This is a genomic window from Parathalassolituus penaei (genome assembly GCF_026626885.1).
GTDB classification, from domain to species: domain Bacteria; phylum Pseudomonadota; class Gammaproteobacteria; order Pseudomonadales; family Oceanobacteraceae; genus Oceanobacter; species Oceanobacter penaei.
On sequence record NZ_JAPNOA010000056.1, the window covers coordinates 144,479 to 160,378 of the forward strand.

The 15,900-nt window shown below is 53.7% G+C and carries 11 protein-coding genes; 9 read left to right on the forward strand and 2 right to left on the reverse strand.

The features are described 5' to 3' along the window. The first annotated feature begins 17 nt into the window (after positions 1-17). The 3 genes from sucC to OUO13_RS15430 all read left to right on the forward strand — a co-directional run bounded on the left by sucC (position 18) and on the right by OUO13_RS15430 (position 4,133). The gene (gene sucC, locus OUO13_RS15420) at positions 18-1,184 is read left to right on the forward strand and encodes an ADP-forming succinate--CoA ligase subunit beta (protein ID WP_283174789.1); all 1,167 of its coding nucleotides are present in this window, start codon (positions 18-20) and stop codon (positions 1,182-1,184) included. 9 nt (positions 1,185-1,193) lie between these two features. Then, on the forward strand, positions 1,194-2,066 hold the full coding sequence (gene sucD / locus OUO13_RS15425; protein ID WP_283174790.1) for a succinate--CoA ligase subunit alpha: 873 nt from the start codon (positions 1,194-1,196) through the stop codon (positions 2,064-2,066). Positions 2,067-2,240: 174 nt separating this feature from the next. Further along, positions 2,241-4,133, forward strand: coding sequence for a propionyl-CoA synthetase (locus OUO13_RS15430; RefSeq protein ID WP_283174791.1), 1,893 nt, complete (start codon positions 2,241-2,243; stop codon positions 4,131-4,133). 143 nt (positions 4,134-4,276) lie between these two features. Here OUO13_RS15430 and uspE read toward each other — a convergent pair whose 3' ends face one another. Further along, positions 4,277-5,209 carry a universal stress protein UspE gene (gene uspE, locus OUO13_RS15435; protein ID WP_283174792.1) on the reverse strand — a complete coding sequence of 311 codons (933 nt, stop codon included), beginning with the start codon at positions 5,207-5,209 and terminating at the stop codon, positions 4,277-4,279. Between the two features lie 66 nt (positions 5,210-5,275). Next, on the reverse strand, positions 5,276-6,151 hold the full coding sequence (locus tag OUO13_RS15440) for a LysR family transcriptional regulator (RefSeq protein WP_283174793.1): 876 nt from the start codon (positions 6,149-6,151) through the stop codon (positions 5,276-5,278). A gap of 120 nt (positions 6,152-6,271) precedes the next feature. Between OUO13_RS15440 and leuC the strand changes: the two genes are divergently transcribed. From leuC to truA, 6 genes are all read left to right on the forward strand, one after another. Further along, complete coding sequence (leuC, locus tag OUO13_RS15445) at positions 6,272-7,690, forward strand: 3-isopropylmalate dehydratase large subunit (protein WP_283174794.1); 1,419 nt, start codon at positions 6,272-6,274, stop codon at positions 7,688-7,690. A 16-nt stretch (positions 7,691-7,706) separates the two neighbouring features. Continuing rightward, the gene (gene leuD / locus OUO13_RS15450; protein ID WP_283174795.1) at positions 7,707-8,354 is read left to right on the forward strand and encodes a 3-isopropylmalate dehydratase small subunit; all 648 of its coding nucleotides are present in this window, start codon (positions 7,707-7,709) and stop codon (positions 8,352-8,354) included. 88 nt (positions 8,355-8,442) lie between these two features. After that, positions 8,443-9,519 carry a 3-isopropylmalate dehydrogenase gene (gene leuB / locus OUO13_RS15455; protein WP_283174796.1) on the forward strand — a complete coding sequence of 359 codons (1,077 nt, stop codon included), beginning with the start codon at positions 8,443-8,445 and terminating at the stop codon, positions 9,517-9,519. Positions 9,520-9,554: 35 nt separating this feature from the next. Beyond that, the gene (gene asd / locus OUO13_RS15460) at positions 9,555-10,673 is read left to right on the forward strand and encodes an aspartate-semialdehyde dehydrogenase (protein WP_346429364.1); all 1,119 of its coding nucleotides are present in this window, start codon (positions 9,555-9,557) and stop codon (positions 10,671-10,673) included. Between the two features lie 257 nt (positions 10,674-10,930). Then, the gene (locus OUO13_RS15465; protein WP_283174797.1) at positions 10,931-14,998 is read left to right on the forward strand and encodes a motility hub landmark protein FimV; all 4,068 of its coding nucleotides are present in this window, start codon (positions 10,931-10,933) and stop codon (positions 14,996-14,998) included. Between the two features lie 10 nt (positions 14,999-15,008). Beyond that, on the forward strand, positions 15,009-15,827 hold the full coding sequence (gene truA, locus OUO13_RS15470) for a tRNA pseudouridine(38-40) synthase TruA (protein WP_283174798.1): 819 nt from the start codon (positions 15,009-15,011) through the stop codon (positions 15,825-15,827). The last annotated feature ends 73 nt before the right edge of the window (positions 15,828-15,900 follow it).

The window sequence follows — 15,900 nt, forward strand, 5'->3', positions numbered from 1 at the left end:
AAGACAGGACGAAAGCGATGAACCTTCACGAATATCAGGGTAAGCAGCTTTTTGCACAGTACGGTCTGCCAGTTTCCAAAGGTGTGGCAGCCAAAACTGTTGAAGAAGCTGTCGAAGCTGCTGACATCATTGGTGGCGACAAGTGGGTCGTCAAAGCACAAGTACATGCCGGTGGCCGTGGTAAGGCTGGCGGTGTAAAGCTGGTTTCTTCCAAAGAAGAGATCCGTGCTTTCGCTGACAAATGGCTGGGCCAGCGTCTGGTGACTTACCAGACAGACGAAAAAGGCCAGCCAGTGAGCCGCATTCTGGTTGAAAGCTGCACTGATATCGCTAGCGAACTGTACCTGGGCGCGGTCGTAGACCGTTCTTCCCGTCGTATCGTCTTCATGGCCTCTACTGAAGGTGGCGTGGAGATTGAAAAAGTTGCGCACGAAACCCCTGAAAAAATCCTGAAAGCCACCATCGATCCACTGGTGGGCGCACAGCCTTACCAGGCTCGTGAACTGGCTTTCCAACTGGGCCTGCAAGGCGACCAGATCAAACAGTTCACCAAGATCTTCTTGGGTCTGGCTCAACTGTTCGTAGACAAGGACCTGGCTCTGCTGGAGATCAACCCTCTGGTGATCACCTCCGAAGGCAACCTGCACTGCCTGGATGCCAAGCTGAACATCGACAGCAACGCGGTATACCGTCACAAGGATCTGCAAGAAATGCACGATCCTTCACAGGACGATCCACGTGAAGCTCACGCTGCCAAGTGGGAACTGAACTACGTTGCTCTGGGTGGTGACATTGGCTGTATGGTAAACGGTGCCGGTCTGGCGATGGGTACCATGGACATCGTGAAACTGCACGGTGGCCAACCTGCCAACTTCCTGGACGTAGGCGGCGGCGCGACCAAAGAGCGCGTTGTTGAAGCGTTCAAGATCATTCTGTCTGACGATTCTGTGAAGGCAGTATTCATCAACATCTTCGGTGGTATCGTGCGTTGTGACATGATTGCTGAAGGCGTTATTGGTGCGGTCAAGGAAGTCGGTGTGAAAGTGCCTGTTGTTGTGCGCCTGCAGGGCAACAACGCTGAACTGGGTGCCAAAGTACTGGGTGAAAGTGGCCTGAACATCATCGCGGACACCGATCTGACTGGCGCAGCCCAGAAAGTCGTTGCGGCAGCAGCTGGAAAGTAAGAGGTAATCATGAGCATTCTTATCAATAAAGACACCAAAGTAATCTGTCAGGGTTTCACTGGTGCTCAGGGTACTTTCCACTCTGAACAGGCGATTGCATACGGCACCAAAATGGTTGGTGGTGTAACTCCGGGCAAAGGTGGTTCTACTCACCTTGGTCTGCCAGTATTCAACACTGTTAAAGAAGCAGTTGAAGCGACTGGTGCTGAAGCGTCTGTAATCTACGTTCCAGCTCCATTCTGCAAAGACTCCATCCTGGAAGCGGCTAACGGTGGTATCAAACTGATCGTTTGTATCACTGAGGGTATTCCTACTCTGGATATGCTGGATGCCAAAGTTAAGTGTGACGAGCTGGGCGTACGCCTGATCGGCCCTAACTGCCCAGGTGTTATCACCCCGGGTGAGTGCAAGATCGGTATCATGCCAGGTCACATCCACCTTCCTGGTAAAGTCGGTATCGTTTCCCGTTCCGGCACCCTGACTTACGAAGCTGTAAAACAGACTACTGATTACGGTTTTGGCCAGTCTACCTGTGTTGGTATTGGTGGTGACCCGATCCCAGGCTCCAACTTCATCGACATCCTGCGTATGTTCCAGGACGATCCGAAGACCGAAGCCATCGTTATGATCGGTGAGATCGGCGGTTCCGCTGAAGAAGAAGCTGCTGCGTTCATCAAGCAGTACGTAACCAAGCCTGTAGTTTCCTACATTGCTGGTGTTACCGCTCCTGCTGGCAAGCGCATGGGCCACGCTGGCGCCATCATCTCTGGTGGTAAAGGCACTGCAGACGAGAAGTTTGCTGCTCTGAACGACGCTGGTGTTAAAACCGTCAAGAGCCTGGCCGACATCGGTGCTGCTCTGAAAGAACTGACTGGTTGGTAAGTTTTTACCGCTTATAAAGTTCTGTCATAAAAGAACCCGCCTTGTGCGGGTTTTTTTATGTACATATTTGTCGCCTGCCTTTTGTTTTAGACCAAGGTTTGATAACTCTTGGTCGAATGGCGACTCTGCCAGTGTGACTCTATCGTGTTCCATATTGCCAAGTGGGGAATACGTATGACATACCAACAAGAATATAAAAACTCGATTACGGATCCGGCTGGTTACTGGGAAAAACAGGCCAGACGCATTCAATGGTTCCGCGAACCAACGACCATTCTCAGCAAGGATAACAACGGTGTTGATCGTTGGTACGCCGACGGTGAGCTCAATACCGCCTATCTGGCACTTGATTATCACGTCCTGCAGGGGCGTGGCGAGCAACTCGCCCTTATCTATGACTCACCCGTTACCGGAACAAAGCAAACCTGGACTTATAACGAACTGACCGCAGCGGTAGCGCGTTTTGCTGGAGCTCTGTCCTGTCTTGGTGTTGAGAAAGGCGACCGTGTTGTTATCTATATGCCGATGGTACCTGAAGCGGCTATTGCCATGCTGGCATGCGCGCGTCTGGGTGCCATTCACTCGGTGGTATTTGGTGGATTTGCTGCCAATGAATTGGCGGTGCGTATTGATGACGCACAGCCGCGGGTCATTGTATCGGCATCCTGTGGTATTGAAGTCAGTCGTATTATTTCTTACAAACCAATTCTCGATAACGCCATTAATATTGCCACTCACAAACCTTCTGCCTGTGTGATTCTTCAGCGTGAAATGCAGCCATGTGATCTGATTGCAGGGCGTGATATCGAATGGACCAATCTGGTAGCCAAGGCCGAGCCTGCTGATTGCACGCCGGTACTGGCTACTGACCCGCTTTATATCCTCTACACCTCTGGCACGACTGGTAAACCCAAAGGGGTGGTGCGTGACAACGGTGGGCATGCGGTTGCCATGAAATACAGCATGGACGTGGTTTACGACATGAAACCGGGTGATGTGTTCTGGGCCGCATCGGACGTCGGCTGGGTAGTGGGGCATTCCTATATTGTGTATGCACCGCTGCTTAACGGCTGTACTACCGTGTTTTATGAGGGAAAACCGGTGCGTACGCCAGATGCTGGTGCGTTCTGGCGTGTCTGTGAGGAGTATGGCGTCAAGGGCCTGTTTGCAGCCCCAACGGCGTTTCGGGCGATTCGTAAGGAAGATCCTGAATGTCTGCTGGCCAAACCTCATGATCTCAGCAAGCTGAAAACCATTTTTATGGCAGGTGAGCGCCTCGACCCGCCGACTTACGAGTGGGTGATGGAACATATCGGTCGTCCGATTGTGGATCACTGGTGGCAAACCGAAACCGGCTGGGCCATTGCCGGTAACCATATGGGGCTGGAGCCTGTTACCGTTAAAGCCGGTTCGGTCACTCGGCCGTCACCGGGTTTTAACGTGAAAATTCTGGATAGTCGTGGCAATCCGGTCGCCAATAACGAGCAGGGCAGTATTGCCATCAAATTGCCGTTGCCGCCGGGCTGCTTGCCGACGGTGTGGGGCAGTCATGACCGTTTTGTTTCTGGTTATCTGCGTACCTTTGAAGGCTATTACGTCACTGGCGACGGCGGTTATCTGGATGACGATCAGTATCTGTTTGTACTGGGGCGTACCGATGACATTATCAACGTGGCGGGGCATCGTCTGTCGACCGGCGAAATGGAAGAGGTGGTTGCCGGACATTCGGCAGTGGCGGAATGTGCGGTGATTGGTCGCCACAGCGACCTTAAAGGCGAAGAGCCTCTGGGCCTGATTCTGCTGAAAGACGGCATCGAGATTGACGAAGAGCAGTTGCAGAAGGAGCTGGTGCAGCGGGTGCGTGATCGTATTGGTGCCGTTGCCTGTTTTAATCAGGCGGTGGTGGTGCAGCGTTTGCCGAAAACCCGTTCTGGCAAGATTCTGCGCAAGATCCTGCGAAATATTGCCAACAACGAGGACTACGTAGCCCCGTCCACGATCGATGATCCGGCTTGTCTTGAGGAAATCGAACAAACCCTGACAGAAAAGGGCGTTCGAAAAGAATAATTTTGGAAACTTTCCGGGGAGCAGGGCGTCTTAATAACAAGACCTGAACATGCTGGCAGCCTGTTCAATCGTCTCCTGCTCTCTGTCCTTGAATTCACCGGGCCCATTTGGCCCGGTTTTTTTTGCCTGTCATTTGAGTCGGCTTATTCGGCGTCTGCTGCTGCCGGTACGCCATCCTGCGGTTTGATCACCAGAATATCGCACGGCACCTTGTCGACCAGCTGCTCTGCGGTGTTGCCAATCAGTACGCCAGCAATACCGGTTCGACCTACGGAACCGACAACCAGCAGGTCCGCTGCGGTTTCCTTGGCAACCTGGGTTACGACATCCAGCGTTTCACCTTCGGCAATATGAATGTGATCTTCAGCAATGTTGTAACGACGGGCCAGCTGTTCGCAGGCCAGTTCATGCTGTTCGGTGATGTATTTCTGGATGTCATCCGGAGCGGAGACTTCCGGCACCATGGCAAACGCGATGGCGATTTGCGGGTAGGCGTTGACCAGATGCAGATCGGTTTCGAAGTGATCGGCCAGATGTTCAGCATACTGCAGGATGTTGTCGTTGATGGTGCGGTGGCCTTCATCGTTGGAGGTTGCATCCACGGATGCCAGCACCCGATTGTGCTGCCATGGTTGTGGGCTTTTCACCAGCATGACCGGTGCCGGGCAATGACGCATCAGGTTCCAGTCGGTATGGGTAAAAATGCGATCCATCAGGCTGTGGGGGGCCGTGCCCTTTATAACCAGATCAAAATCGGTGTGGCGCATGGATTCGATCACAGCGTTGTGCAGGTGTTTTTGCCAGTGCACTTCGCTGCGACCACGTAGGCCGCGACTTTCGAGTTCAGGCAGGAAACTGTCGACCCAGCGCTGGGTGGCGTCGGTGCGGGCGTCACGAATTCGGACGCGGGTTTCTTCATCCAGAGACGCATTTTCGCCAGCATATGGCTCATACACAGCGGTCAACAGGGTGATGTCAGCGTCTACACGGCCAGCCAGCCACAAAGCCTTGTCGAGGGCGATCTGTTCAGGATGCTCGCTATCGAGGACGACGAGGATATGGTTAATGTCCAGCATGGTTCAGCTCCTTCACGGGTTTGTTTCAGCATAACGCTGCTTGTAAATGGCCAGCGATGCCGTGGGTCAATTCCTGATACTGTCGTTCAGTAATTGTATGAGGGCTTTGGCGGCGTTGCCGAGTGAGCGTTCACGCAAATGCACAAGCCCGAGATGGCGCTGCACCGGAATGCCCGGCCATTCCAGGATGTGGACCTGATCATCCGCCATCGAGGCCGGGATCAGGCTCCAGCCCAGGCCTACTGAAACCATCATTTTGATTGTTTCAAGATAGTTGGTCGGCATGGCATTGCGTAATGACAGGCCGGATTGGCGGAAAACCCGATCTACCATGCGGAAAGTGATGGTGTCGTTCTCAGGCAGAATGGCCGGGGTTGCGGCGAGGTCTGCCAGTTTGAGCTGTTTCATGCGGGCTAACGGATGTTCGTGTCCGCACACGCACAGCATGTCGTCGACCCACAGTGGTGTGCAGTCCATAAAGGTTGGATGCTGGTCGTCGAGGGTGGTGAGCGCGAGTTCCACCTGGCGTTGTTCGATCAGGCGATAGGCACCTTCTGAGCCGACAAAGCGGATGTCGAGAGTGGCCGCGGGGTAACGACTGACGAATTCACGCAAGACTGGCGGCAGGCGATGCAAGCCAATGTGATGGCTGGTCGCCAATGACAGGGTGCCGCTGACCGCGCCGCTGAGGTTATGCAATTCCTGACGGGTATCAGCGATCAGGTCGAGAATCTGGCGCGCACGGGGCAACAGCTGCAGTCCCGACTCGGTCAGGCTGACGGTGCGGTTGTGGCGGTCGAAGAGGGGGCTGTCGAGCTGCTGCTCCAGTAACTGGATGCGTTTGCTGACGGCTGACTGGGTCAGATGCAGCTGTTCTGCCGCCAGTGAAAATGACTGGCATGAGGCAACTGCCAAAAACGACTGTAACAGCTGGCTATCCACAAGAATCCCTCCCGATTCCTGTTCGGAATCAAATCTACGAAAATAATGAATTTGCGTTGTTTACCATTCTGCGTATCCTGTCGCAATCCCCTGATCCACGAATCTCGAAGGAGCCTGAACATGGCCGGGAAAACTCTTTACGACAAGCTGTGGGACCAGCATGTTGTCAAAATGCGCGATGACGGTACTGCACTCATTTACATCGATCGTCAGCTGCTGCACGAAGTAACCTCTCCGCAAGCGTTCGACGGTCTGCGTATGGCTGGCCGCAAGCCATGGCGTCTGGATGCCAACCTGGCGACCCCTGACCACAACGTACCCACCACGCCGGTTGAGCGTCTGTCCGGCATTGATGGTATTCAGGACCCGGTATCCCGTATTCAGGTAAAAACCCTGGACGAGAACTGTGACGAGTTTGGTATCACCGAATTCAAGATGCAGGACCAGCGTCAGGGTATCGTACACGTGGTTGGTCCGGAGCAGGGCGCTACTTTGCCAGGTATGACCGTGGTATGTGGTGACTCCCACACCGCGACGCACGGCGCGTTTGCCGCTCTGGCCCACGGTATTGGTACTTCCGAGGTTGAGCACGTACTGGCGACCCAGTGTCTGATCCAGCGCAAGATGAAAAACCTGCTGATCCGTGTTGACGGTGAACTGGGTGCCGGTGTGACCGGTAAAGACGTAGTGCTGCACGTGATCGGCGTGATTGGTACTGCTGGTGGTAACGGTACTGCGATGGAATTCGGCGGCTCTGCCATCCGTTCCATGAGCATGGAAGGCCGTATGACCATGTGTAACATGGCGATTGAAGCCGGTGCCCGTGTGGGGATGGTGGCATTCGACCAGATCACTGCTGACTACGTTAAAGGTCGCCCATACGCACCAAAAGGCGAGCAGTGGGAAATGGCTCTGGCGGCCTGGAAAGATCTGGTATCCGATGATGATGCCCACTTCGACAAGATCGTTGAGATCAAGGCCGAAGACATCAAACCACAGGTTACCTGGGGTACTTCCCCTGAAATGGTCACTGATATCGACGGTACTGTGCCGCGTGTTGAAGATGGCAAGGACGACGTTGAACGTTCGGCTATCAAACGTGCCCACGAATACATGGGCCTGACTGGCGGTCAGAAAATCACTGATATCCAGCTGGACCGCGTGTTTATCGGTTCCTGCACCAACAGCCGTATTGAAGACCTGCGTGCTGCCGCTGAAGTGGCCAAAGGCCGTAAGGTTGCCGCTACCATCAAGCAAGCTCTGGTGGTTCCGGGTTCTGGTCTGGTGAAAGCGCAAGCCGAAGCCGAAGGTCTGGACAAGGTGTTTGTCGAAGCCGGTTTTGAATGGCGTGAGCCAGGTTGCTCCATGTGTCTGGCTATGAACGCCGACAAGCTGGGCAACGGTGAACATTGTGCGTCTACCTCCAACCGTAACTTCGAAGGCCGTCAGGGCTACGGTGGTCGTACCCACCTGGTGAGTCCGGCGATGGCTGCCGCTGCGGCGATTGCTGGTCACTTTGTTGACGTTCGTACCTTCTGATTAGCGGAGACAGTTGATGAAAGCCTTTACTGTACACACTGGTATCGTGGCTCCGATGGATCGGCCGAACGTTGATACCGACATGATCATCCCGAAGCAGTTTCTGAAATCGATCAAGCGCTCAGGCTTTGGCCCGAACCTGTTCGATGAACTGCGTTATCTGGATGAAGGTCAGCCGGATGCCGATAACAGCGGTCGTCCACTGAATCCAGAGTTTGTGCTGAACCTGCCACGTTACCAGGGCGCTTCCGTGCTGCTGGCGCGTGAAAACTTCGGTTGTGGTTCTAGCCGTGAACACGCCCCTTGGGCACTGGAAGATTTCGGTTTCCGCGCCATTATTGCGCCAAGTTACGCCGATATTTTTTACAACAACTGCTTCAAGAACGGTCTGCTGCCAATCATCGCTGACGAGAAAGTGGTGGATGATTTGTTCAAGGCCGTTGCTGCCAACGAAGGTTTCCAGCTGACCGTTGATCTTGAACAGCAGCAGGTTCTGGCTAATGGCAAAGCGGTGCTGTCGTTTGATATTGACCCGTTCCGCAAGCATTGCCTGCTGAATGGTCTGGATGACATCGGTCTGACTCTGCAGGACGCGGATGATATTCGCGCCTATGAAGCCGAGCGTCGCCAGTCATCACCGTGGCTGTTTGGTGCCGGCGCCTGATTTGTCCGGATATTTATGCAAAGCCGGTCTCTGACCGGCTTTTGTTTGTTGAATTTACTGGTAACACACCAGTTCAGGAGAATAAGTCATGAGCAAGAAAGTCCTTGTATTGCCTGGTGATGGCATTGGTCCGGAAATCGTTGCAGAAGCCGTCAAGGTTCTGAACAAGGTGAATGAGTCCTTCAGTCTGGGTCTGGAACTGGAAGAAGGTCTGGTTGGTGGTGCTGGTTATGATGCAGCTGGCACTCCGCTGCCAGCTGAGACTCTGGAAAAAGCCCTGGCTGCCGATGCTATCCTGCTGGGTGCTGTGGGTGGTCCAAAGTGGGATAAGCTGGAAGATCGCGCTCTGCGTCCTGAGCAAGGCCTGCTGGGTATTCGCAAGAACCTGGAACTGTTCGGTAACCTGCGTCCAGCGATTCTGTACCCGCAACTGGCTGAAGCTTCTACCCTGAAAGCAGAAGTAGTATCCGGTCTGGATATCCTGATCGTGCGTGAACTGACCGGTGGTATCTACTTCGGCAAGCCACGTGGTATCCGTACTCTGGAGAACGGCGACCGCGAAGGCTACAACACCTACGTATACAACGAGACTGAAATCCGTCGTATCGGCCGTGTTGCCTTTGAATCTGCCATGAAGCGCAACAAGAAGCTGTGCTCTGTTGACAAGGCCAACGTGCTGGAAGTGACCGTACTGTGGCGCGAAATCATGGAAGAGCTGGCTCCGGAATACCCGGAAGTGGAACTGTCCCACATGTACGTCGACAACGCTGCGATGCAGCTGGTACGTGCACCCAAGCAGTTCGACGTGATTGTTACCGGCAACATGTTTGGTGACATCCTGTCTGACGCTGCTGCCATGCTGACCGGTTCTATCGGTATGCTGCCATCTGCCTCTCTGGACAAGAACAACAAGGGTATGTACGAGCCTTGTCACGGTTCTGCTCCGGACATCGCTGGCAAAGGCATCGCCAACCCGCTGGCTACTATTCTGTCCGTGGCGATGATGTTACGTTACACCTTCGGTGAAGGCGCTGCTGCTGATGCAATCGAAGCAGCGGTGAGCAAGGTTCTGGATCAGGGCCTGCGCACCGGTGACATCTACTCCGAAGGCATGACCCGCGTAGGCACTGCCGAGATGGGTGATGCGGTACTGGCGGCTCTGTGAGCCGTCAGCGTTTCAGGAATTACAGGTAAAAAGATATGTTGAAAGTAGGTTTGGTGGGCTGGCGCGGCATGGTGGGTTCCGTGCTGATGCAGCGTATGGAAGAAGAAGGCGATTTTGACCTGATCCAACCACAATTTTTCACCACTTCCCAGAAAGGCCAGGCTGCCCCGGTATTCGGCGGCAAGTCTTCCGGCGTACTGGAAGACGCTTCCGATATCGAAGCTCTGAAAGCCCAGGATGTGATCATCACCTGTCAGGGTGGCGATTACACCAAAGACGTGTATCCAAAACTGCGCGAAGCGGGTTGGAACGGTTACTGGATTGACGCAGCTTCTTCCCTGCGTATGAAAGATGATGCCATCATCATTCTGGATCCGGTAAACGCTGATGTAATCAATCGCGGTATCGACTCTGGTGTAAAAACCTACGTGGGTGGCAACTGCACCGTGAGCCTCATGTTGCTGGCTCTGGGTGGTCTGTTCGAGAAGGATCTGGTGGAGTGGGCTTCGCCTATGACCTATCAGGCCGCTTCTGGTGCGGGCGCACAGAACATGCGCGAACTGATCAGCCAGATGGGTGCTATTCACGCCAACGTCAAAGACAAGCTGGAAAACCCGTCTTCTGCGATTCTGGATATCGACCGTCAGGTTGCTGATTTTATTGGCAGCGAAGACTATCCAAAAGCCGCGTTTGGCGTACCACTGGCTGGCAGCCTGATTCCATACATCGACTCCCAGCTGGAAAGCGGTCAGAGCCGTGAAGAATGGAAAGCCCAGGTTGAAGCCAACAAGATCATGGGCCGTAGCGATAACCAGGTTCCGGTTGATGGTCTGTGTGTTCGTGTTGGTGCGATGCGCTGTCACAGCCAGGCAATTACCCTGAAGCTGAAGAAAGATCTGCCACTGGAAGAGATCGAATCCATCATCGCTGCTCACAACGAGTGGGTGAAGGTGATTCCGAATACTCGTGAAGCCAGTATGAAAGAGCTGACTCCTGCGGTAGTGACCGGCACCCTGAGTATTCCAGTGGGTCGTATCCGTAAACTGGCCATGGGGCCGGAATACATTTCCGCGTTCACCGTTGGCGACCAGCTGCTGTGGGGTGCGGCCGAGCCGTTACGTCGTATGCTGCGTATTCTGCTGAATCGCAGCTGATTGCATCTGACAACAATGTTAAAAAAGCGGGCTTCGGCCCGCTTTTTCATGCACAACTTGCTGAAGTTCTCATAAACCCTTATTCCATATCAGTTTTATAGCTTTCGGCGGGTTCTGACGATTGCGTCAGTCGACGTAATAAATGATACTTGGGCCAACCTGTGTCTGGTCCAGACTAGCCAGACGGGTCAATTAATACGCGCACTATATGATTTAACCCGGCGAAACCAAGCCGTGATACAACCAAGGATGCACCCATGAAGCGCCTGTTTGCGAACGCCTTGATGCTGGTCGGACTGACCACTTCATCCCAGATTATGGCTTTGGGTCTGGGAGAACTGACCCTCAAGTCGGCGCTTAATCAGCCGCTGGTTGCAGAGATTGATCTGGTCGATACCGCCGGTCTGTCTGCAGAAGAAATGCGCCCATCGCTGGCAACCCAGGCGGCTTTTGAGCGCGCTGGTGTTGATCGTAGCTACTTCCTGACCAAAATCCGCTTTAATACCGTTGGCAACAAAATTGTGTTGACCACTCGTGATGCGGTCACTGAACCTTTCCTGAATTTCCTTGTGGAAGTGAACTGGCCAACCGGTCGTGTTCTGCGTGAATACACCGTATTGCTGGATCCTCCAACGTTTGATGGTGATGTGGTGCGTCCTTTGCCATCTTTGGCTGCCGACACTGCTCCTGCACCTGTTCAAATACAGGAAGCAGTTGCTCAGCCAAAATTGGCGATGCCATCTATTGTCTCAACGGCTTCGAATCAGCCAAAGCTTGCGATGCCGCCTGTAGGTTCAACTTCCAAGGCTCCGGCTGCGCCAAATACTACGGCACCTGTTGCCAAACCTCAGCCGCCTCTGTCTCCTGTGAGTGTTCCTCCTGTGGCGCAGGTAAGTTCTTCTAAACCGGCTGCCCGCAGCGAAACCTCCCGTTATGCCGGTTCAGACTCCTATCAGGTCCAGACTAACGACACTCTGTGGTCTATTGCGCTGGCAACTCGTCCAGACAGCTCAGTATCTCCACAGCAAATGATGGTGGCGATTCAGCGGGAAAACCCGCAAGCATTTATTGAAGGCAATATCAATCGTCTGAAAACCAATCAGACTCTGCGTATCCCGGCTGCAGATGAGGTGCGTGCTGTCAGTCGCGAAACTGCTGTTTCTGAGGTTCAGCGTCAGAATCAGGAACTGGGTCGTGGTAATGCTCAGCTGGATGCGACCGGTCGTTCAGCATCTTCTTCAGCAAACAAGCGTTCCGAAACTGGCGGTGAGGTAAAACTCGTTTCAGCCACTGGTAATGATAACAAGTCCGGTGGTGCGAGCGGTGATGTCAAGAGTGGCAGCGGCACAAACAGTGTGCGTCAGCAAGCGCTTGAGAACGATCTGGCGATTGCGCTGGAAAATCTCGACAAAACCCGTCGTGAAAACCAGGATCTGTCTGAGCGTTTGAAGGCGCTGGAAGAGCAGATTTCAACCCTGCAACGTCTGGTTACTTTGAAGGATGACCAGCTCGCTAATATGCAAGCGGGGGGAGGCAAGCCTGCACAACAACCAGTAGTCCCTGGCGTAACACAGCCAGCGACTGCGCAGGCTGAAGCGGCAGTGACTGCACCGGTTCCTGCGGGTCAGCCGTCAGTTCCTGCAGCAGAACCTGTTGCTAATAATAGTGCTCCGGCAGCAACAACCGAGCCGGGTGCCGCGCAGCCTGTAGCGCCTGCTGCAGCACCTGCACCTGCGCCAGTTCAGAAGCCGGTTCCGCCAAAACCAATTGTTCTGCCTGAACCGGTTGAAGCTGATCCAATTGGCGACTTGCTGTCTGATCCTGTGACGGCTGGTGGCCTGGTTGGTGTGGTTCTGCTGGCGTTGGGTGGTGGTCTGGTTGCCGCACGCAAGCGTCGTGCAGGCAAGCCGGAAGGCGAAAAAACTGACAAGAAAGCTGACAAAAAAGCCGCCAAAAAGGGCAAGGCCGATAAAGAGGTTGAAACCCCTGATCTGGCTGCCGCCGCTGCAGTAGCGGGTGGTGCTGTGGTTGCAGGTGCTGCCGTTGCCCAGGATTCCTCCGATGATGATTTTACCTTTAAAGGTGCATCGGAAGTTGGCTCACTGGACGTTTCCGGCGACTTCCTGAATAACCTCGATATGGGCGGTGATAGTGCCGTGGATACTGGCCCGTCCATGGCGGATATTCTGGCTGAAGCGGATATGGCTATTGCCTACGGCAACTTCGATGAAGCGGCTGAAAAACTGCAAAAGGCCATTTCTGCACAGCCTGATCATGCTGAGTATGCGCTGAAACTGCTGGAAGTCTTTGCTGAGTCTGACAACGCAGAAGCGTTTGCTGATGAGGAGTCGCGCCTGCAGGCTGCCTTTGGTGATTTCTACCATGATCAGGTGGGGGCACTGCGTTCCCGTTTGACCAATCCGGTCGATCTGGATCATGGCTATGGTGATGTGTCGCTTGATGATCTGAGCATGGAGTTCCAGAGTGGTCTGGATGAGGAGCTCGACAAGAAAGCAAATGCCACTGTTGGTGATGACCTGCAAGCAGAGCTGGATTCTGGTCTGGATTTTGCTCATGCACTTGACTTGGGCGGTGATGATCATCGTGCCGGTTCTTCTGTTGAAGAGCTGGAAGCCTTGTCGGACCTGGATCTTGATGTTCCGGCTATGGGTGATGAAGCGGCGGATGATGTGTCTACGGTTACCGCTGGTGGTGACCTCGATTTCGATCTGAGTGCATTTGATGAGCCTGCTCTGGTTGACGAAGAGCCGGAAGAGGCTATTGCGGAAGATGACGCGAACTCACTGGATTTCGATCTGGGTTCTCTGGATTCTCTGCAGGCTGAAACCTATGAAGCTGCTGGTGAAGTTGCTCATGACAATCTGATGGATTTTGATCTGTCCGGTCTGGATTCTGTTGAGGAAGAAGCTCCAGCAGAAGAATTGGCTGCTGATGACAGCAATCTGATGGACTTTGATCTGTCCGGTCTGGATTCTGTTGAAGAAGAAGCTCCAGCAAAAGAAGTGGCTGCTGATGACAGCAATCTGATGGATTTTGATCTGTCTGGTCTGGAACTGCCAGTAGCAGAAGAGCCTGTTGCTGCGGTTGAAGCGCCTGTTGCTGATGACAATCTGATGGATTTCGATCTGTCTGGTTTGGAACTGCCAGTAGCAGAAGAGCCTGTTGCTGAAGTGGTTGAAGCGCCTGTTGCTGACGACAATCTGATGGATTTCGATCTGTCCGGTCTGGAATCTTCCGATTCTGCAGGTATTGACGAGGTTCTGGATGCTGATGATCTGGATCTCGGTGATCTGGAAGCGGAACTGGGTGCGGTAGCCGATGCCGACCTCGATTTGTCTGATCTCGAAGAACTGCCGGAGTTGTCCGCTGAACCGGTTGTTGAAGAAGCCGCTGTTGCCGAAGCAACTGATGATGAATTGCCACAGCTGGATGATCTGGATGTGCTGGCAGACCTGGATGCACGACTGGATGCTGCTGACGAGATCGGTGTTCCGTCGCTGGATCTGGCTGATCTCGAAAACCTGGCTGATCTGACTGCTGAAGAGTCTTCTTCTGACGATCTGAACCTGGCTGATCTGGAGTTGGACGTAACTGAGTCCGCTGCTGCCGATGAACTGGCTGATCTGTCATTTGATGGTTTGGAGGAGCTGCCTGAGCTGTCTCTGGATTCTGCTGAAGAACTGCCTGAGCTGTCTTTGGATTCTGCTGAAGAGCTGTCCGATCTGTCTCTGGATGGGCTTGAAGAACTGCCGGAATTGTCTCTGGATGGTCTGGATTCTGAACTGGCAGCATTTGAAACAGAATCTGCCGATCTGGCTGACTTGTCTCTGGATGGTCTGGCGGATCTGGATTCTGGTGATGACATGTCTGATCTGTCACTGGACGGTCTGTCTGAATCTTCAGCAGCTGACGAGCAAGTATTTGAACTGGATAACGGTTCCGATTCTGATGCCTTCGAACTGGTTGATTCCAACGATCTGCCTGATCTGGATTTTGCCAACACTGGTGATCTGCCAGAGCTGGAAGATCTGCCGGAGCTGGATGGCGTCGTTGACTCTGCGCCAATTGCCAGCACTGTTAACGCAGTAAATGGCGATATCGATCTGGATGCACTGGCCGATGCTGAAGATGAATTCGAATTCCTCTCCAGCACCGACGAATGCGCCACCAAGCTGGATCTGGCTCGTGTCTACGTCGACATGGGAGATGCTGACGGTGCTCGTGACCTGTTGGCGGAAATCGTGCAGGAAGGTAGCGATCAGCAGAAGCAGGAAGCTCGTAGTCTTCTGAACTCTATTGCCTAAGTTGATCTGAATGTCCGAAATCCAGCGTTACGCTGCCATCGTGGAATACAACGGTCGTTGTTTCCACGGTTGGCAGAAGCAGAAACATCACAACAATGAACTTTCTGTACAGGCCGCTCTCGAAGCGGCCATTTCACTGGTGGCGAATCACCCGGTAGATGTGGCTTGTGCCGGTCGTACCGATGCCGGTGTTCATGCTACCCGTCAGGTGATTCATTTTGACTCCCATGCCCGCCGTTCCAACTACGGCTGGATTATGGGGATCAACACCAACTCTCCCCCGGAAGTGTCGATTCAATGGCTGGAGCCGGTCAGTGCGGATTTCCATGCCCGCTTCAAGGCCAAGGCCCGCTGTTATCGATATTTCATCAATAACGCTCCGTATCGTCAGGCGCTTCAGCATGACCAGATGACCTGGTGGAAATATCCGCTGGATGCTGATCGTATGCATGAAGCGGCACAGGCGTTGCTGGGTACTCACGACTTTTCGGCTTTCCGCGCCAAGGATTGTCAGGCCAAAACCCCGATCAAGACCATGCATCGTATTGGCGTCAAGCGCTGGGGCAATCTGATCATGCTGGAGCTGGAAGCCAGTGCTTTCCTGTATCACATGGTGCGCAACATCGTTGGTGTGTTATTGCCGATTGGAGAAGGCCACAAACCGGTCGAATGGATGGCAGATGTATTGGCCAGTCAGTCACGAGTGGCAGCGGGGATTACCGCGCCGGGGGATGGTCTGCATTTCGTTGGCGTGCGTTACCCGGAGGAGTTTGCGATTCCGAGTGATCCATGGGGGCCTATGATGATTGAGCCTCTGTTGGCACTCTGAGCGATCGTTTTCCTGAATAGAAACGCTGCGCAAGCCGGAATGTCTTTGTTACCATTCCGGTTTTTGCAGCGGA